This is a genomic window from Paenibacillus sp. 2KB_20, assembly GCF_052115765.1.
Classification (GTDB): Bacteria; Bacillota; Bacilli; order Paenibacillales; family Paenibacillaceae; genus Paenibacillus_AQ.
In genome coordinates, this window is record NZ_JBFRHH010000024.1 from 25322 (window position 1) to 44013 (window position 18692).

18 protein-coding genes and 1 riboswitch are annotated in these 18692 nt (G+C 49.1%); of the genes, 12 read left to right on the forward strand and 6 right to left on the reverse strand.

Translation table 11 applies throughout. The annotated features are described in order from the left end of the window. Window positions 1-10: 10 nt before the first annotated feature. On the reverse strand, window positions 11-838 hold the full coding sequence (gene speE, locus AB4124_RS32765) for a polyamine aminopropyltransferase (protein WP_441975337.1): 828 nt from the start codon (window positions 836-838) through the stop codon (window positions 11-13). Window positions 839-1173: 335 nt separating this feature from the next. Between speE and AB4124_RS32770 the strand changes: the two genes are divergently transcribed. Continuing rightward, window positions 1174-3234, forward strand: coding sequence for a transglycosylase domain-containing protein (locus AB4124_RS32770; RefSeq protein ID WP_441975338.1), 2061 nt, complete (start codon window positions 1174-1176; stop codon window positions 3232-3234). Between the two features lie 113 nt (window positions 3235-3347). Here AB4124_RS32770 and AB4124_RS32775 read toward each other — a convergent pair whose 3' ends face one another. Then, window positions 3348-4229 carry a hypothetical protein gene (locus tag AB4124_RS32775; protein WP_076326379.1) on the reverse strand — a complete coding sequence of 294 codons (882 nt, stop codon included), beginning with the start codon at window positions 4227-4229 and terminating at the stop codon, window positions 3348-3350. 410 nt (window positions 4230-4639) lie between these two features. Between AB4124_RS32775 and AB4124_RS32780 the strand changes: the two genes are divergently transcribed. From AB4124_RS32780 to AB4124_RS32790, 3 genes are all read left to right on the forward strand, one after another. Then, the gene (locus AB4124_RS32780) at window positions 4640-5023 is read left to right on the forward strand and encodes an ArsR/SmtB family transcription factor (protein ID WP_076326378.1); all 384 of its coding nucleotides are present in this window, start codon (window positions 4640-4642) and stop codon (window positions 5021-5023) included. Continuing rightward, window positions 5024-7282: a heavy metal translocating P-type ATPase gene (locus AB4124_RS32785; RefSeq protein WP_441975339.1), complete on the forward strand. Its 2259-nt coding sequence runs from the start codon at window positions 5024-5026 to the stop codon at window positions 7280-7282. A 183-nt stretch (window positions 7283-7465) separates the two neighbouring features. After that, entirely contained in the window at window positions 7466-8635 is a 1170-nt protein-coding gene (locus tag AB4124_RS32790) for a copper amine oxidase N-terminal domain-containing protein (protein ID WP_441975340.1), read from the forward strand. A gap of 95 nt (window positions 8636-8730) precedes the next feature. On the opposite strand, the gene AB4124_RS32795 is transcribed toward AB4124_RS32790, so the two are convergent. Continuing rightward, window positions 8731-9249, reverse strand: a complete 519-nt coding sequence (locus AB4124_RS32795; protein WP_441975341.1) for a YwhD family protein — start codon at window positions 9247-9249, stop codon at window positions 8731-8733. A 149-nt stretch (window positions 9250-9398) separates the two neighbouring features. Here AB4124_RS32795 and AB4124_RS32800 point away from each other — a divergent pair, with 149 nt between their 5' ends. The 6 genes from AB4124_RS32800 (at window position 9399) to AB4124_RS32825 (ending at window position 15265) form a co-directional block, all read left to right on the forward strand. After that, a complete protein-coding gene (locus tag AB4124_RS32800; RefSeq protein WP_430139521.1) occupies window positions 9399-11390 on the forward strand; it encodes a M1 family metallopeptidase in 1992 nt (663 codons plus the stop codon). An 11-nt stretch (window positions 11391-11401) separates the two neighbouring features. Further along, window positions 11402-12229 carry a hypothetical protein gene (locus AB4124_RS32805; protein WP_076326373.1) on the forward strand — a complete coding sequence of 276 codons (828 nt, stop codon included), beginning with the start codon at window positions 11402-11404 and terminating at the stop codon, window positions 12227-12229. A 349-nt stretch (window positions 12230-12578) separates the two neighbouring features. Next, a riboswitch (cyclic di-AMP (ydaO/yuaA leader) is annotated at window positions 12579-12719 on the forward strand. A 4-nt stretch (window positions 12720-12723) separates the two neighbouring features. Continuing rightward, window positions 12724-13197 carry a C40 family peptidase gene (locus AB4124_RS32810; RefSeq protein ID WP_076326372.1) on the forward strand — a complete coding sequence of 158 codons (474 nt, stop codon included), beginning with the start codon at window positions 12724-12726 and terminating at the stop codon, window positions 13195-13197. A 437-nt stretch (window positions 13198-13634) separates the two neighbouring features. Next, complete coding sequence (locus tag AB4124_RS32815) at window positions 13635-14108, forward strand: C40 family peptidase (protein ID WP_076326398.1); 474 nt, start codon at window positions 13635-13637, stop codon at window positions 14106-14108. A gap of 138 nt (window positions 14109-14246) precedes the next feature. Beyond that, window positions 14247-14747, forward strand: coding sequence for a GNAT family N-acetyltransferase (locus AB4124_RS32820; RefSeq protein ID WP_430204974.1), 501 nt, complete (start codon window positions 14247-14249; stop codon window positions 14745-14747). A 161-nt stretch (window positions 14748-14908) separates the two neighbouring features. Continuing rightward, on the forward strand, window positions 14909-15265 hold the full coding sequence (locus tag AB4124_RS32825; protein ID WP_076326397.1) for a c-type cytochrome: 357 nt from the start codon (window positions 14909-14911) through the stop codon (window positions 15263-15265). 99 nt (window positions 15266-15364) lie between these two features. Here AB4124_RS32825 and AB4124_RS32830 read toward each other — a convergent pair whose 3' ends face one another. After that, the gene (locus AB4124_RS32830; RefSeq protein WP_098741259.1) at window positions 15365-15679 is read right to left on the reverse strand and encodes a 4a-hydroxytetrahydrobiopterin dehydratase; all 315 of its coding nucleotides are present in this window, start codon (window positions 15677-15679) and stop codon (window positions 15365-15367) included. A 109-nt stretch (window positions 15680-15788) separates the two neighbouring features. Further along, the gene (locus AB4124_RS32835; protein WP_076326369.1) at window positions 15789-16082 is read right to left on the reverse strand and encodes a hypothetical protein; all 294 of its coding nucleotides are present in this window, start codon (window positions 16080-16082) and stop codon (window positions 15789-15791) included. A 191-nt stretch (window positions 16083-16273) separates the two neighbouring features. Here AB4124_RS32835 and motA point away from each other — a divergent pair, with 191 nt between their 5' ends. Both motA and motB read left to right on the forward strand, forming a co-directional pair. Next, a complete protein-coding gene (motA, locus tag AB4124_RS32840; RefSeq protein ID WP_339269259.1) occupies window positions 16274-17074 on the forward strand; it encodes a flagellar motor stator protein MotA in 801 nt (266 codons plus the stop codon). After that, a complete protein-coding gene (gene motB, locus AB4124_RS32845; RefSeq protein WP_098741256.1) occupies window positions 17058-17864 on the forward strand; it encodes a flagellar motor protein MotB in 807 nt (268 codons plus the stop codon). Before motA ends, motB begins: the two co-directional genes overlap by 17 nt. A 114-nt stretch (window positions 17865-17978) precedes the next feature. Here motB and rluF read toward each other — a convergent pair whose 3' ends face one another. Then, on the reverse strand, window positions 17979-18680 hold the full coding sequence (gene rluF, locus AB4124_RS32850; RefSeq protein ID WP_076326366.1) for a 23S rRNA pseudouridine(2604) synthase RluF: 702 nt from the start codon (window positions 18678-18680) through the stop codon (window positions 17979-17981). Between the last annotated feature and the right edge of the window lie 12 nt (window positions 18681-18692).

Below are 18692 nucleotides of genomic sequence, written 5' to 3' on the forward strand. Positions count from 1 at the left end.
TCGCTCCTCCTTATTTCACCAGGTCTTCAACAAATTTAGGCAGCACGAATGCGGCTTTGTGCAGGCGAGGCGAGTAGTATTTCGTATTCATCTCATCAATCGTGGACTCGTCCACTTCAAGCGGATCATACGTTTTGCTGCCCATGGTGAAGGTCCACAGACCGCTTGGGTAAGTTGGAATGTTCGCTCCATACACTCGGACGATTGGGAAGATTTCCTTCACGTCTTTGTTGACCTGCTGAATCAGGTCCGCTTTAAACCACGGGTTGTCCGTTTGCGCCACGAAAATACCGTCTTCCTTCAGCGCTTCGTAGATCCCTTGGTAGAATCCGCGCTCAAACAATGGAGCGGCCGGGCCCACAGGCTCGGTGGAGTCTACCATAATGACGTCGTATTCGTTCTTATTCTCTATGATGTGCATATATCCATCGTTAACCAGTACTTCGACCTTCGGATCATCCAGCTTGCCGGCGATCTCAGGCAAATACTGCTTCGAATATTCAATAACTTTTCCATCAATTTCAACGAGTACTGCTTTCTCTACGCCCGGATGCTTGATCACTTCGCGAATGACGCCACCGTCTCCTCCGCCGACAACAAGAACCTTCTTCGGATTTGGATGCGTGTTCAGCGCGGGGTGAGCGACCATCTCATGATAGACGAATTCATCCTTAATTGTAGTCATAACCATACCGTCCAGAACGAGCATGCGCCCGAATTCCTCAGTATCGATCATATCCAGTTGTTGAAACTCCGTCTTCTCATGTACAAAAGTCTCCCGGATTTTAGCCGTGATGCCAAAAGTCGGGGTTTGCTTCTCTGTGTACCATAATTCCATCGTCGTCACTACCTTCTTTCCGCTAGAATAATGTTCAGCCGTCCAGATCCAAGCCGCAAAACTTTATTCGGGGCAGATGCCTTTAGCTTACAGTTTCACACTTTTCCTATTGTACCAAACAAATTAGATTATATTAAATCAAGCCCAAATTGCAACCAAAACTTCCGGACAAGCGAATGGAAGCAGAAACATCATCGCTTTCGATGAATATCCTGCCCTCAGCAGCCCCATACTATATAGAAAAAGAAGGCAACCAAGGGGAATTTGAGCATATCTCCATTTTTGGTAGCGCAAAAGCCTCGACTCTACAAAAAGGACTGGAAGGAGAACCACTGATGCCGGGACAAAAAAAATCACCCAAGCGCAAACGTCGTTTCGTCCGGCTTGCTACATTTCTGTTCGTACTCCTTGGCATTTCGATCATCGCCGGCGGCATTCTGCTCGCCTATTTATTTATAACGCCGCTGCCCGTCGCGGAAACATCCCGCTACTCCCGTCTGCTTGACAGCCAAGGAGATTTAATCGCCACTTTCTCGACCACGGGGCATACATCCGAGCAAGTGAGCTTGAACGATATATCTCCTCATCTGATCCAGGCTACCTTGTCGGTGGAGGACCGGAAATTTTATGATCATCCAGGGTTTGATATGAAGGGCATGGCCCGAGCCGTATTGGTCAACCTGCAGCATATGGATCGCAAACAGGGCGCCAGCACATTAACCCAGCAGCTTGCACGAAACTTATACCTGTCTCATGAAAAAACATGGACTCGCAAACTCAAGGAGGCCAAATTCACCGCCCAGCTTGAGATGAAATATACGAAAGATCAAATACTTGAAATGTACCTCAACGAAATTTATTACGGCCACGGGGCTTACGGTATCGAATCGGCGTCCCTGCTCTACTTCGGCAAACCGGCAAAAAAACTGACTTTGGCCGAAAGCGCGATGCTGGCCGGCATTCCAAAGGGTCCGACGTATTACTCGCCCTACAATCATATGGACAACGCGCTCAAAAGACAGCAGATTGTCCTCAATGCCATGGCGGAGACTGGATTCATTACCGAGACCGAGGCCGATAAAGCCGCCTCGGCCAAGCTCGCCCTGCTTCCTCAGGACCGTCAGGAGAATAAGGTGATTGCCTCCTATTTCCGGGATTATGTCCGGAGCCTCGTCACCAAACAGCTGAACATTACGGATCAGCAGCTCGAACAGGGCGGCCTCAACATCTATACGACCCTGGACCCGCGGGCCCAAAAGGCAGCAGAAGAGGCTGTATCCGAAGGTATGGACAACAAGAGCGAGCTGGAAACGGCGCTCGTGTCCGTCGACCCGCGTAACGGGCACATCAAAGCCATGGTTGGCGGTAAGAACTACCGGGAGAATCAGTACAACCACGCGTTGGCCAAAACAAGGCAGCCCGGGTCGTCATTTAAGCCGATTATGTACTTAACAGCCATTGCATCAAAGGAAATGACGAGCACCAGCGTGTTCAACAGCCAGCCCACTCTGTTTCATTACGATAACAACCGCAAAACGTATCAGCCCAGCAACTTCGGCGATAAATATTTAGGGGAAATTCCCATGCGGGAAGCCATCGCCGCTTCGGATAATATTTATGCCGTGAATACCATCATGAAGATAGGCCCGGATAAAGTAGCCGACATGGCGAAAAAGATGGGCATCACAAGTCCGCTTGCGCCTGTCCCCTCGCTGGCCCTGGGAACCTCACCCGTCAGCCCGCTGGAGATGGCCTCCGCTTATGCTGTTATGGCTAACAACGGCAAACGGGTATCACCTGTCGCCGTACTGAACATCACCGATCCCGCTGGCCGCAGCTTGTATACAGCGCCGGAAGAGTCGGGTGAACAAGTGGTTGAACCTGCTGCAGCTTACGTGATGACTCGCATGATGGAGGGGGTATTCGAGACAGGTGGCACGGGCAACCGCGTCTCTACCCTAATGAAACGGCCGGTTGCCGGGAAGACAGGCACCACCGACTCCGACGCTTGGCTTGTGGGCTATACACCGGAGCTGGCAACGGCGGTTTGGGTTGGATATGATAAAGGGCGGGAAATCAGCAAAGTCGACGGACGGCGGGCAGCGCCGATTTTCGCCCAGTATACGGAGAAAGCGCTGGAGAATGTACCGCCCAAGATTTTTCCGATCCCGGATGAAGTCATCAGCGCTTATGTGGATCCCAAGACCGGGAAGCTCGCAGGCACCGACTGTCCTGGCAAAATTCTGGAGGTCTTCGTTAAGGGTACGGAGCCTACCGAATATTGTGATGAACACGGAAACGGAGAGCCTGCGAAGAAGGCGGACCCTGCAGATGCGGCCGAGAAACAGGAAGAACGTTCCTGGTGGAAAGATTTCAAACGATGGTGGGTTGAGTAACTCGGATCGCGAACCGTCACATCAAAAAAACAGCAAGCTCCTATTACGGGACTTCCCCGCAAGAGGACCTGCTGTTTTTCTCTTTTTCACGATAGGTTATGTAGATGGCTTCATTATAAAACGGTTATATATTCGATCATGGAACTACCCAGAATCACGATCACGAGCATCAGTGCAACATAAACCAGCAGGATCGCATACAACGGATCCAAGCCACCGCCAACCATTCTTCTCTTGTAGCTGGTCATGACGAATAACGGCACGGTCATCACGGTGCTGATGAACGAGAGAAGGATGATAACCTTGGATATATCACCATTCAGGAACAGGAACAGAAAACTAACCACATACAATACGAGGAATATGGGCAGCAAAGCCCCGAATCTTGCCATCACTTCTTTTAGCTTAGCAGTCGGGTTGAAGGACAGCTTGACCGCAGCGAAGGTAAAGGCGTTCAACAAGAATAAGAAAATCGCAGTCCAAATGATAGGCTTTAGGACAAGATCTGCAAATGCCCCCTCAGGCAGCCCTTGCAGTTCATGATGAAGCGCTGCATACAGCGCGAGTGGAAAAAGAACAACATAGAGCACCATGGACACGATCGCATTGAAGAACTGACCGCTCTCCGTTCCGGCAGCTGCGCCAAAGGGATGTCTGAGTCCCTTCAGAAAATAATCCCCGTAGAGCTGCCCGTACAATTTTAAGCTGGTCCAATAAGGATTAGGTTCCTCTTCTTCTTCGGCATGCTGCCGGCCTGCCGCTCGGAACGGAATATCCGGCGGGGTATACACCGGAAGAGCAGATTCGATCTGGCGTGCATGAGGTATCTCCCCTTTACTGCTGGCACTTCGTCTATTCACACTATAGACCTCCGACGTTGCTGCTTGCTCTTTCATGGCGGCAAATACGGGTGAATCCTCGATAATCAGCCTTGCCCCGCATTTCTTGCAATACTTCCCATCTCCCGTTTCATATCGACATATTGGACAAGTCATACTCTGGCCTCCCCTATTATACACATCCGCAAATCGAAGGATAGGTATTAGATAATGTACACATTCGAATCGAAACGTTTGGCCCGTGCAAAGATGTTATGCAGCGCATGAGGTGTCCTGGACCCAGGTATGCTTCTTATGAGAATTTACATCTTTTTGCTAATAGTATAAGTTGGCGTGATATGAAATGGAAGGATTTTCTGAGGAGCGACGTTGCACCTAACCGTTGGTATTGGTTAATACTATAGGACTTGTCGATTCATTCTTGGACTGTGAAATGCTTGTGAACAATCAAATATCCGTTTGAATATTGTGTGTAAATCGGGTATATTATGACTAACAATCAAATCAACGTTTGAATATAAAGAATAAAGAGCACTTATTGCTCCTAATCCAAGGAGGTTGTTCCTATGAATGCCCGGACGATGAACGAAGAAGTCTCCCTTGAGCTGTGTGAAACGGAATGTCCTTCAACCGAAAGGGTGGCTTTGTTAAAAGAAACGATCTCCGATGATGATATGATCGGCATGGCAGAAATCTTTAAGGCTTTGGCCGATCCGACGCGGGTCAAGGTAGCCTATATGCTGGACCGTGGCGGCGAGCTATGTGTTTGTGATGTAGCCGAAGTACTCGGAAGTTCAACGGCAACAGCCTCCCATCATCTGCGTACGCTGAAGAACAAAGATATCGCCAAATCGCGGAAAGCCGGAAAGAATGTATACTATTCGCTCAAAGATGACCATATCCGGACACTGCTTCACATGACGCTGGAGCACCAGAAGGAGAAGATGTAGATGAGCACAGACAACCATCAACGTTCCAAATCATCTCCGGAGGCAAGCGGAGAACTTATTGAATACCGGGTACAGGGCCTCTCATGCCCTAACTGTACACGCGAAATGCAGGAAGAGATCCAGAAGCTGGATCATGGAAACAATGCCCGACTTAGTTACAACAGCGGGAAATTGACCCTCTCTCCCCATGTGAATCTAAGCCGGGTAGAGACCATTCTGAAAAGTGACGGTGCACGCATCGTTCATGCTCCGCAGACAGCCTTATCGGCCGCCGGCGCTGAAGCACAGCCTGCCCATTCATCGCATTCTCACGGATCGGCACAAGGTCATGATCACGAACATAGCCATGGTTATGCTCATGAACACAGTCATGGCGGCGAAGGGAACATGAAATGGCTGCTGTCGATCTCCGCTGTTTTCTATCTCTTAACCTTTCTATTAGAAGGAAAAGTCCCTGAACCGATTGTGATCGCATTATATGCAGGGGCTATGATTTTGAGCGGATATACGACATTTTTGCGCGGACTGCGCAATCTGACCCGCTTCAAATTCAATATGGATACTCTGATGACCGTTGCGCTCGTGGGCGCCGTCATCATCGGGGAATGGCGGGAAGCCACGCTGGTTGCCATTCTATTTGGTCTTAACGAGCTGCTGGAAGGTTACGGCATGAATCGGGCCCGACAATCGATGGAAGCCCTGCTGGCTGCTGCACCGAAAGAAGCCGATCTATGGAAAGATGGTCAAACCCAGCGCGTACCGATCGAGAGTCTCTCTCCCGGAGACGTTGTCCGGGTAAGACCCGGGGAGAAGATTCCTTCGGATGGGGCCATAACCCAAGGAACCGGGGCGGTGAACGAAGCCGCCATTACCGGGGAATCGGTACCTGTTACGAAACGGGAGGGCGATGCTGTATTTGGCGGCAGTGTAAGTACCGATGGCGTTCTCTATATCGCCATATCGAAGGCCTATGAGGATTCCTCCCTGGCCAAGATCATGCATCTTGTACAGGAAGCACAGGACAGCAAGACGCCGACAGAGCTCTTCATCGATAAGTTTGCTAAATACTATACTCCGGCGATTATGATCATCGCGCTGGCGGTTACGCTAACTCCTCCACTGCTGCTGAATCAGCCCTGGATGACCTGGATCTATCAGGGGCTGTCCATCCTCATTGTAGGGTGCCCTTGCTCGCTCGTGCTTTCTTCTCCGATTGCACTGGTCAGCGGGATGACCCGCGCGGCACGCAACGGGATTCTGATCAAAGGCGGGGTCCATCTGGAGCAGCTTGGCCGGCTGGAAGCCATCGCTTTTGACAAGACGGGAACCTTGACCAAAGGCGAGCCTGCCGTGTATGCGGAGACGGTATATGATGAAACCAAATTTTATGCCGTTGTAGGCGCACTTGAGCAATCTTCTCTTCATCCGTTGGCTAAAGCGGTCATGAAGCATCTGGAGATCAAGAATCCGCAGTGCATGTTTAATGAACCTCAACAGATAACGGTATTGCCAGGTGAAGGCATTCGAGCTGAAATTGGTGGGAAACTGTTCTGGATCGGAAGCGAGGAAGTGTTGAAGCATGTGAACGGCCCGCAAGATCATATCAGCGCCGTAGAGGAAGACATTCGGCGTATGAAGGCCCAAGGCTATACGATCGTTGCCGCCGTAAGCGAGGATCGCGTATTAGGTCAGTTCGGCCTTGCCGACGAGATCAGACCGGAGACCGAATCCGTTGTCCGCAAGCTCCATGAGGCCGGTATCACGGATACGGTCATGCTGACAGGCGACCACGAGCAGTCCGCACAGGCGATCGCGAAGCAATCCGGTGTATCTCGGGTATTCGCAAGCCTCCTGCCGGAACAGAAGGTTGCCAAGATTAAGGAGCTCTCTTCCCGCAAAAAAACCGGCATGGTTGGTGATGGTATTAACGATGCCCCTGCATTGGCCGCTGCCGATCTGGGTATCGCGATGGGGAAAGGGACTGACAGTGCCATCGAAACGGCCGACGTCGTATTAATGCAGGATCACCTTGGCAAGCTGCCCGGGGCCATCCAAACCGCAAGACGGGTCAATCAGATTATTAAGTGGAATATCGGGCTCTCCTTGTCGCTGAAGGCCATTGCTTTACTGCTTACGATCCCGGGATGGCTGACCCTGTGGATCGCCATCATTTCGGACATGGGGGCAACCATTATCGTTACCTTGTTGGGTCTCACCATTCTGCTTGGCAAGGATCAGGAGCTGAAATCAGGATATTGATATCACCGGAGCTTCGCCCCTTCAGGGCAGCTCCGTTTTTTAGTTCGCCCTTTGGCGCGCCAGCTCTAATCCTTCGCCATCGCGTATATCCTTTTTTACATGATTTTGTGATGGGGTGAAACATTTTCCATTATTTAGCCGTTTATATAGACGGGAGTGTGAAAACCAGAAGGAGGAAATGATATGAAATCCGTGCAAATCATCAAATTAGCAGGTACCGCATCCATAGCCATGTCTTTATTGCTTACGTCCTCATCGCTCACAACGATTCCTGCCCATGCGGCAGCAGCCTCCACATCACAGAGCAAGGTAACATGGAGCACGCTGGATGTGAAACATAAACCTTATACGAATAAAGGCGTTGTATTCATTCCATTGAAGGAAGTTTCCGAACAGCTGCAGCTACATTTGACTACCCCGGGAAAAAACGAGCTGTACATTAACAGCCCGACACAGTCTGTTCGCATTACCATCGGACAGTCGCGCGCAGTCAATGCCAAAGGGACCGCTCTGAAGCTCGAGGCCGCTCCGGTTGTGAAGAAAGGCGTGACTTATGTTCCAGCCAGTCTGATTACCAAGGCCTTCGGCATCCCTCTGAAGTATGACAGCAAATCCGGACTTAGAACGACCTTTGATGCTTGGTCAAAATACGCCTATGCTTCCAAGGCCAATATGCTGTTCTGGGTAAATCGCGAGAATGGGATGCTGTCTATGGGTAAAGCCGGATCCACGCCAGCCCAAGTTGGCATGATCCCCGTTGAGGAGATCGATCAAGTCAGCTTAAGCGCACACCGTATCAACAGCAATACCTATGTCGTTAACTTGTCCAATTATTACGGCGAACCTCATATTCATGAGGGAAGATACCGGGTGCTCATTCAGGACAACAAAATCCTGAAGCTATCCAAAACTAATCATTCCAATTTTGCCGGAATAAACTACAAACCGGACCAACTCAGTTTCCAAGGCAATATTGCCATGATGAACGGCAGTACGCTTGAGCTGGTTCATCCGACAGGCAAAACGGTCAAATCTTATGACCTGGCCGCGCTCACGGGAGTAGAGGATAGTTTTATCGTAGAAGCGATCGAACAGGACTTCCTGCTCGTCCGACCCTACACGAAGGCGACCCTATATATCGTTCATCCGACAGGCAAGACAGCGAAGCTTATCTATCCTGAACTTCTAGATGAGGAAACCATCAAGGTCATTGAGGAAATGCCGCCGAACGAGGTGGGCTTCATTGGTGACGGTTTAACGTATATCGGATATGCCGGTGGCAAGCTGACGTTCCAATACAATAATCCGTTTCTCGGTCAAAAAGAAAAACGGACCTACACCCTTCCATTCTAACCATATGCAATGACAAAAAGACCGGCGGGATTCGTTCACGAATCCAACCGGTCTTTCCACTTTAGCATCTAGAATAATCACTTTTATTTATGGTATCATGCCTCGATTCGAAGGGCTTCCTTGAATTCCTCTGGTGATGCATTCCACCATTCCTCGTTACGTGAAATCAGCAGCTCACGCAGTGCTTTCTTCTCGACGTCGCCAATGCCATCCAGAATGATCTTGCGCTTCATCGCCGCATCCATTTTATTCACATGATCGGCGAGGATCTTCCAGCCGCGGCGGGCCTCCTGGTCGATCCACATTTCACAGGCGGTCATGCCTGCATAATGCTGTCCTTCAGCGGTACGGTCTACAGCCACCCACACGATCCATACCTGGCGTCCATTCGGCACTTCATCCCGGTTCATGCTGAAACGGATACCCTTCTCCACCTTACTCTTCGCGTGCATGGCTCCAATATCCACTCGGGCCTCGCCATTGTCGATAATGACAGGCGACAGACTGTTCAGATCGATGGAGCCTGATCCAAACCCTTTATGCTTACTCTTACTATTAATAATATTCAAAGCAATCGGTTTCTTCGCACCCTGCTTCTGCTCTTCATTCTCCACTGCTGCCGACCTCCTATATCAGAGCCGATTCCTTACGTATCAGCTGCTAAATTGATAACCTTTGTCCCAATAATTTTATTTTAACTAATAATCCCCCAAAAGCAAACATATACATGCACTAGATGCTTGTCAACGGGAGGTTGTTCGATATGGTCCCACCACGTGCTAAAGTCTTTCTATCATCCCTGCTTGCCATAGGTTTGCTTGCAGGATCGATGCCGATATTTCTGAATCCAGGGTCCTCAGCGTCTGCTCTTGCCCCAAATGCGGGCAAGCCCTCCGTCTCTGCTGTGGAGAAGGCCCCTCTCTCACCGCCTAAGGTGCAGCCTAATATTCCTGCTCCGGCCTTAAGCGACCGACTAGTGGAATATCATATGGATGTTCGGTACGAGCCTGAGGAGAACAAGCTTAAGGGCAAACAGACGCTCACTTGGACTCATCCAGGCAAAAAAAGCGTAAACGAGCTGTACTTTCATCTGTACCCCAATGCATTTGCTTCCAATGATACGACTTTTATGAAGGAATCGGGTGGCCGGCTTCGTTCCGATCCCATGCCAGACGACGGATTCGGCTCCATGACGATTACCAGCGTGAAAACAACCGAAGGTCTGGCCCTGACCCATCGCCTTCAATTTGTCCAACCTGACGACGGTAACATCAAGGATCACAGCCTTGTCAAGCTCCGATTGCCTAAACCCATCAAGAGCGGCGAGAGTGTCACCATTCACTTGGAGTTTGAGGTCGAGCTCCCCAAAATATTTGCTCGCATGGGTACCACCGAGAATTTTATTATGGCGGGGCAATGGTTTCCTAAAATTTCGGTCTATGAACCGGCTGGTCTTCGCGGAAGAACAGAGGAAGGCTGGAATCTTCATCAATACCATGGCAACTCCGAATTCTATTCTAACTTCGGCATTTACAGCGTTCGCATCAGAGTACCCGAAAATTACATTGTTGCTGCGACTGGATTCCCTACCAAGCCTGCCCAAAAAATTAACGGGGAAAAAATTTATCAGTTCTATGCGGATGATGTGCATGATTTTGCCTGGTCGGCATCGCCGAACTTTGTCACGGCAGAAGAAGCATTCTCCGCACCAGGCGTACCGGGCGTCCGCATCAAGCTGTATCTCGATCCAGCCCATAAAGACTTAAAGGAGCGTTACTTTGATGCCGCCAAGTCGGCACTCGCTTCGTTTGGAAAATGGTACGGAACCTATCCGTATTCCACGTTGTCCATCGTCGTTCCGCCAGAATCGGGCAACGGTGCAGGCGGCATGGAATACCCGACGCTGGTCACGGCCTTCGGGGCCAAAAACGATTCGCCGGGGTATGAGCTGGAGCGGACCGTCATTCATGAAATTGCCCATCAATATTTTTACGGAATGATCGCAAGTAACGAATTTGAGGAAGCGTGGCTGGACGAAGCCTTCGCAACCTATGCAGAAGAACGAGTGATGGAAAAAGAATACGGGATTACCTCCAATACGGCGGCTCAGGGAGCATCCATCACTTCCCCTGCACCGCTGAAGATGGAATCCTGGAAATACAGCTCGCACGAAAACTACGCACTGAATGTTTACACGAGGGGCAAGCTGGTGCTGCAAGGCATCGAACGGCAGGTCGGTCCGCGGATGATGGAGAAGATTCTTCATACGTACGCCCAGAAATACCGCTTCAAGCACCCGACCACGTCCGACTTCCAGAAAGTTGTAGAGCAAGTAAGCAAAACGTCCTGGCAGCCGTATTTTGACCAATATGTATATGGAAGCCAGATGGCGGACGTTGCCATCGACGTGATCAAAACCAAAAATAAAGGCACGGCGGAACATCCTCGGTATGAATCTACGGTCAAGATAACGAGCAAGGACGGGGATATAACCGATGTGCCAATCGTGTTCGCCTTTGAGGACGGCAAAACGGTGGAGCGAACTTGGAGCGGCAAGGACCGAAAAGTTACTTACACCCTGGAGTACAGCACTCCGCTCGCCTGGGCCATGGTTGATCCGAAATATTCCATCGTCCTAGAGAATAAACACATCAATAACTATATGAAGGCAGGAATGGATCCGAAGGTGGTTACACGCTGGAATCTCAGTATTACCAAGCTTGTGGAGACGCTGTTCGGCAGCCTGTCATGGTGAGGGGGGAGCACATGAAAAGTTACGCAGGCCAAGGGTGGATCAGTGTTAAAGACCAGCTATACGTCTCGATTCTGCTCTTCTTATACCGTTTGCTGTGGGGATACTGCCTGTACCGACTCGTAAAATCGGCAGTCGTTCCCCTTCTTATGCGATATCCGGATTCTGCCCCTAACGAGCTCAGCCGTCTTTTATTCTTCTACGAGGGCGAGATGAGCCTATCCCTGAGCAGCACGGTCCACACCTACGCATGGCTTCTGGCCGGTTTGCTCTTGATCAGGATGATCTTCACCCCGCTCATTCGGGCCGGCATCTTCTACAACCTTCACCAGGAAGCTAAGGGCGAGCGCGGTTTATTCTTCTTCATTGGCATGCGGAAACTGTGGAAACCCGTAACGCTATTCTATCTGATAGAGCTCATTCTCACCTTTGCGCCCGGTTACTGGATTCTGCCCAAAATCCTTCCGATTCTGCTGAATGGGATTCAAGAGCCTGTTCTGCTGCTTCATGCACTGCCCTATGCAGCTGGGTGGTTCTTGTACGCCTATCTGATCCGCCTGTTATTGCTCTATATGCAATTCGGGCGCACTGGGGGGTTCGGTATGATCAGCTCTATTCTGGCACTCTTCCGCCGCTTGGGCACGGCAGTGCTGTTGTCCATCACCATCGGCGGATCAGCCTGTGTCATTCTGTTGCTCCTGAGCTCGGCTTCGCTCTTCTGGGCCGGGTTGATCGGCTTAATTATTCAGCAGGCCTCTTATTTCCTGAATGGACTATTCCAAATTTGGGTAATTTCCACCCAATATCATTTGTGGAGAGATTCCTCCTCACAGCATTCCTAATCGTTACAATTCGTTACCCTGAAATGGTGAATCATGCTCGCGAATAAGCTGTAATCCGAAGTGACACGTTTTTATCTCGAGCTTGATTTTACAAAGAATAAGCATTCATTTATCCTCTATATTACAAATTTCTGAGCGCCAAATTACAAAAAAACCTGTTTCCCCAAGATGGGGACAGGTTTTTTTGTTTAAAAATGATCTTTCCTCGTTTGCCAAATTGTTAATACTCTGCTAAAATAACGAATATGTTAGTAACAACTTTGTCATCTTTACTGTAACTTTTTTGTTGGAACGATGTAAATTCGTTAACTATGTTGGAACGTCAGACGTCAATGAATGGGTTCATCAACATTTTAAGGAGCCGAATTCCCATAACGATATGGGAAGCGGGGGATCCGTTTTGGGTGAATTGATCTCGCAAGAGAGGGATCATAGGGGACCTTTCAACCGAACCCTTAAGCTAACCTCGCAGGCAATGGAAGGAGCTTTTTGTTTTGAAAAAGAAGTTAACGGCTGTTTCTCTCGGCCTCGCACTCGCACTCACATTAGGGACCGGAAGCGCTTTCGCCGATTCCAAATTAAATACAGCAATCAAACCAGCCATTGGTGTCTCTTATAAAACGGGTGGAACCACAACGAATGGTTTTGACTGCTCCGGATTCACCAGCTATGTTTACAAGAAGCTTGGCCTTAGCCTGCCGCGAACGTCTGCAGCTCAATACAAAGTAGGAACGGCAGTATCCAAGAGCAACCTGAAAGCTGGCGATCTCGTGTTCTTCAACACATCCGGTAGAGGTATCTCTCATGTGGGTATTTATGTTGGGAGCGGCAAATTTGCTCATTCCTCATCTTCGCGTGGTGTCATGATCAGTCCGCTAAGCCAGAGCTATTACGCCAACCGATATGTAGGCGCTAAGAGAATTATGAGTCAGAATACGTACAAATCTGTAGCTGTGAACTACAATTAATGTTGGAACTTTATTGATTTACTCTTATAAGAAGCCCTGGGTTTATGAGATTGTGCCGATCTCATCCAGCGGCTTTTTTCTTTTGTTGATTGTGTGTATACCTTTATAACGTTTAAGACAACGAAAAAGTTTCCACTTTTCAAAAAAAAATGAATGCAGATATTGAAATGACTTCGTTTGGTTATTCCATCCTCAATATCCTCTTATTCTTTATATACCCTTCTCTCTCTTCATTAAACACCGTTTTGGAAAAATATTGATTTTATCTGACGCTTCGACAGCTAATGCGATTGAAAAATAGCAAAATCCATCAAGAAATAATTGCCAATCCCGCTTACTGTCTGATAGAATGGACGCAGTAACAACTTTGTCATTAATGTAAGTGCTTTAATACATAGATTGCTATGCCTCGCGGCAGCGAAAAGGAGCTTTCCATGCTGAAGAAAACATTATCAACAGCAGCCCTTAGTATCACACTGCTATTCACTTTGGGCGTTGGCAACGTGTTTGCTGATAGTGCGCTGGATCAGGAAATCGATAAGGTGCTAGGTACACGATACAGCTACGGCGGTACGACCACGAGCGGATTTGACTGTTCCGGCTTCACCATGTATGTATATGCCAAACTCGGTTTGAAGCTCCCGCATCAATCCGGCTCTCAATTCGACATGGGGACAAGCGTGTCCCGTAAGGATCTGCGCGCTGGCGATTTGGTGTTCTTCAACACATCGGGCCAGGGCATCTCCCACGTCGGCATTTATGTCGGCGATGACAAATTTGCCCATGCCTCGACCAACCGCGGCGTGGTTATCAACCGCCTTGCAGAGGAGTACTATGATCAGCGATACGTGGGTGCAAAGCGTATCATGAGCGATGATACGTATGAAGAGTCGGCTGGTGAATCATCCTAAGCTTTAGAGGCTAATCATCCCTATACATACCGCTTGCCCGTTAAAGGAGCCCTTACCTCTCTTTGACGGGCTTTTTGATGCGACTTGGATGTTCGGAAAAGGGTTATCATTCATATATATGATAGGAGGACTTCACCAATGGATGCAACACCGATTTCATTTCACACCGTAGTCATGCGTGAAGAGCACGCAAAGGAAATATGCGCCTGGACCTATCCTCCTCCCTATAATATCTATGGCTTTCTTCCCTGGGAGCAGATGAAAGGACTTGAGGTCGAGTTTGGCGATCCCGACATTCGCCAGAGGCAGTACATCTCGATTCTGGATGAACGGGAGGCCCTGTGGGGATTTGCCCAGCTGTTTCCGATGCACGAGGTGACACGAATCGGACTTGGCATGCGGCCTGATTGGTGCGGGCGCGGAATGGGTAAACGGTTTATGGAGGCAATTGTTCGGGAAGCCAGGCGGAGGCGGCCTGTAGACGAAATCGACCTTGAGGTGTTGACCTGGAATGAGCGCGCGATCCGCACGTATCAAAAGGCAGGCTTTCATGTCACCGATACGTATGAGCGACTTACACCAACGGGAAATGCCCTTTTCCACTGTATGGTGTATGAGCCGCCGGCGAATGAGGAATAGTAATCTTTGTCTATATGAAAAAGCACAATTTTGTGTACTTTTTATGAAGCCACGCCGGATAGTTGCTTTTTTTGTCACAACTGGCTATGCTGTCTATGGATGTTGGTTTATAATGGAGACAAGTGCAAGAGTGCAGTATACATAGAAGGGACGATATGACGATGCAAAAATGGATCATGAGCGGATTGTTCTTCGTCGCATGTGCGTTGGCTATCGCGCTGATGTTTACGCTCCCAGGTAAGGAACAGGTGGCTCAGGAAGAGAAGCCGACCATGCCGGAAGTGACTCTCGATGCTGCCGCAGCGGAAGCCACAATGAAAGCAAGCTGTATTAGCTGTCACGGCGACCAACTTCAAGGCGGCGCTGGGCCGGCTTTGAATCAAGTAGGCGGACACATGGATGCGGACGCAATCTTCAACGTTGTAACCAAAGGTCGTAAGGGAATGCCTTCCTTTAAAGATCAACTTAAGCCTGAAGAAATCGCAAACATCGCGCTATACCTTGCTGAGAAAAAATAAATCAGCTTATACGCAAAACACGCTTGCACCTGGAGTTCTTCCGGCGCAAGCGTGTTTTTATATATTCGGGATCTCTGAGGGGACTAACCGTCCCCCCTCCTATTGTGCCGCCTTGCCATCCTTCGAACGACTCTTCTCATAGGCTTCGTTAAACTGCTGCGCTTCCTTAATATCCACAGCCGTAATGCCACCGTCGTCCCAAGAGGTGAGACGAAGTGTAACGACTTTATAATCTATGGTGATGTAGGGGTGATGTCCGAAAGCTTCTGAAATAGCTGCCACTTCATCAACAAAAGCGATTCCCTTCATGAAGGAGGAGAAGGTATACTTCCGTACAATCCATCTCCCTTGTTCAAATTCCCAACCCTCAAGCTTTTCCAGATGAGCCTCTACTTCTTGCTGCGTATAAAGCATCTTTTATCTTCCTCCCCGAAAAAAACCTATCTTAAAGCCGACTTACACGTAATATGGTCTTTCTGTCATCTATTCTATTCTGCCCTGTATCTGTTGATAACTGGAGTGATTACACAAGAGCCACAAAGGCCAACTCTTCTTCACCAATCAAAATATGTATTCGATGGTTCGTTTGATCATGCATGACCACGCCGCTGCCAACATTAATCACCGGCTCTGTGCCTAGCGCATAGAACAAATCCTCAGCCAGCGCTTCATGAACCTCATTTCTCTCGGCTTCACCCAGATTGCCCCAATCCTCAGCTTCCATTTCAAAGAAGACATAGCTGTCGGTAATTCGTCCGACTGCCTCGGTCAGTTCTGCCAGAATTTCGCCGTAATCTCTTCCGTGTTTAACGCCCATCTCCATCACTCCTTTCCTTGCCGTACTTAGCTTCGTTTCCCTTCCTTCCATTATACCGGAAATTACAACTAAAAAAAAAAGCCCGACCTGACGATAAATAGGATAACGCCCCACAAAAGGGGTCCGGTTCTCCATGAGAACCGTTCTGACGAATGGATTCGTTATTTTATTTCTCACGGATGAGGTGTGGTATGGAAATTTCAACAATTATAGGCTTAATAATCGGTATCGTCGCGGTACTGGTGGGCATGGTTCTGAAAGGTGCCTCCCTTCTCGCTTTGTATAATCCGGCAGCCTATCTAATCATTCTTGGCGGTACGGCAGCAACTTTATTCATCGGGTTTCCGCTAGTCGAGCTGAAAAAGATTCCGAAGCTGGTCAAGATGACCTTTGTGAAACAGAATCTGATGGACAAAACGGAAATGATCAAGCTGTTTATGGAATGGGCTTCGATCACACGCCGTGAAGGTCTGCTGGCTCTTGAAACCAAAGTCGATGAGATCGATGACACCTTCCTGCGTAACGGGATGCGCATGATAATCGATGGCAACGATCAGGAATTCGTACGTGATGTATTAATGGAAGATATTAATGCCACCGAAGAGCGCCATCGTTCCGGCTCATTGATCTTCTCCCAAGCCGGTATGTATGCACCTTCCCTCGGGGTACTTGGAGCCGTTATCGGTTTGATCGCTGCATTATCCCATATGGAAGATATGGGCGAACTCGCCCATGCCATCGGGGCTGCGTTTATTGCAACCCTGCTCGGTATTTTCACCGGTTATGTCCTCTGTCACCCGATTGCGAATAAACTCAAGCGTCTATCCAAACGTGAGGTTGAAATCCGCCTGATGATGGTAGAAGGCCTGCTGTCCATTCAATCCGGTGTATCCACCATTGCAATCAATCAGAAGCTCTCCGTGTTCCTGACACCGTCCGAACGGGCTGAGCTCAGCGAGAGGGAGGCTGGTGCTAGTGAGCAAAAAGACTAGACACGAGCCGCATGAGGAACATGCCGACGAATCCTGGCTTCTTCCTTACGCAGACCTACTGACCTTGCTTCTGGCCTTGTTCCTGGTGCTATACGCCATGAGTGCGACGGATGCACGCAAATTTCAAGAAATGAGCGAAGCCTTCAGTGTTGCTCTCACCGGCGGAACCGGTGTGCTGGATTACAGCAAAACGGAATCCAGCGATGATCCGCCCAATATTAAGGATCATAAAGCGACATCTCCTTCCGTTCCTGCAACAACACCTGACCAACGGCGTGCAGAGCTGATGCGTCAGGAACAACAGGATCTGGAGAAGCTGAAGAAGCAGCTCGATAATTATATTAAAAATAACGGTTTAACCTCGGAGCTCAGCACCAAGTTGAACCACTCCCAGCTTGTCATTACGATACGGGACAACGCCTTATTCCCTTCCGGCGAAGCCGTTGTGAAGCCGGAAGCCCGTAAACTGGCCAAGGCCATCTCGCAAATGCTTCACAAGTTCCCGGACTATGAAATCATTGTATCCGGCCATACGGATAATGTGCCAATCTCTAACAGCCGATATCCGTCGAACTGGGATTTAAGCTCGGATCGAGCCTTGCAGTTCATGAAGATTCTGCTTGCCAACTCGGAGCTGGATCCTAAACGGTTCATGCCGATCGGTTATGGTGAATATCATCCGATTGCTGATAACAACACCGCAGCTGGGCGAGCGAAGAACCGCAGAGTCGAGGTATCCATTATACGTAAATACCAGGATAGCGCCACCTTTACAAGCGTGAATGAATAACCCAAAAGGGAACAGGTCCCTACAGACTATAACACACAATAAACAACCGATGCATCTGGTCTTACAGATCCCATCGGTTGTTTTTGTTTAAGATTATAGAAGTATTTTAGCCAGCTACTCGAGCCTGTAGTTCAGCAGCTGACCAAGCTCTTCCTTCTCCTTCTCGCTAAGATCACGCCATGAACCGATGCGTTGACTTCCAAGACGGATATTCATAATCCGGATTCGCTGCAGCTTTCGGACCTCATAACCAAAAGCGCTGCACATTCTGCGGATTTGGCGATTTTTACCTTCGGTCAGAATGATTCGGAATACGCGCTCGGACATTCGAGTGACCTCACAAGGTAGCGTTATCTCACCCAAAATCTTTACGCCGCTGGACATCCCGCTAAGGAAGGATTCCGTTACCGGGCGATCCACCGTCACAATGTATTCTTTCTCATGTTTCCCCTCAGAGCGAAGGATCTTATTGACGATATCTCCATCATTCGTCAGCAAAATCAGTCCCTCAGAGTCCTTATCCAATCGTCCGATAGGAAAAATACGCTCGTTGTGGCCTACAAAGTCTACAATATTGCCCTTAATATGCGATTCGGTGGTGCTTGTAATCCCGACCGGCTTATTAAGAGCAATATATACATGCTTCTTCTTATCCTGAAGCGGCTTTCCCTGGATCCGGACATCGTCGCCTTCCTCTGCCTGGCTTCCCAGGACAGCAACCACGCCATTAATGGTGACCTTCCCACTCTCCACCAGCTTATCTGCTTCACGACGGGAACAATATCCCGTTTCACTGATAAATTTATTAATTCTCAAGATGCCATCCCC